1 protein-coding gene is annotated in these 273 nt (G+C 65.9%); it reads left to right on the top strand.

All coding sequences use genetic code 11. The features are described from left to right. The coding region (locus tag NLU14_RS21800; RefSeq protein WP_275710549.1) for an adenine phosphoribosyltransferase at positions 1-273 on the top strand (273 nt) is incomplete at both ends.

Raw genomic sequence — 273 nt, 5'->3', positions numbered from 1 at the left:
AGATCGCCGGCATCGAGGCGCGCGGCTTCATCCTGGGCGGTGCCATCGCGCACCAGCTCTCGGCGGGCTTCGTGCCAATCCGCAAGAAGGGTAAGCTGCCGCATGAGACGGTGCGCGTCGCGTACAGCCTGGAATACGGGTTGGACGAGATGGAGATGCACAAGGACGGCGTGGCGCCGGGTGAGAAGGTGATCCTGGTCGACGACCTGATCGCGACCGGCGGTACGGCGGAAGCAGCGGTGAAACTGCTTCGCCAGATCGGCGCCGACATCG

The organism is Marinobacter iranensis, from assembly GCF_029207565.1.
Taxonomy (GTDB): domain Bacteria; phylum Pseudomonadota; class Gammaproteobacteria; order Pseudomonadales; family Oleiphilaceae; genus Marinobacter; species Marinobacter iranensis.
This window is presented reverse-complemented; position numbering and strand designations above follow the sequence as displayed.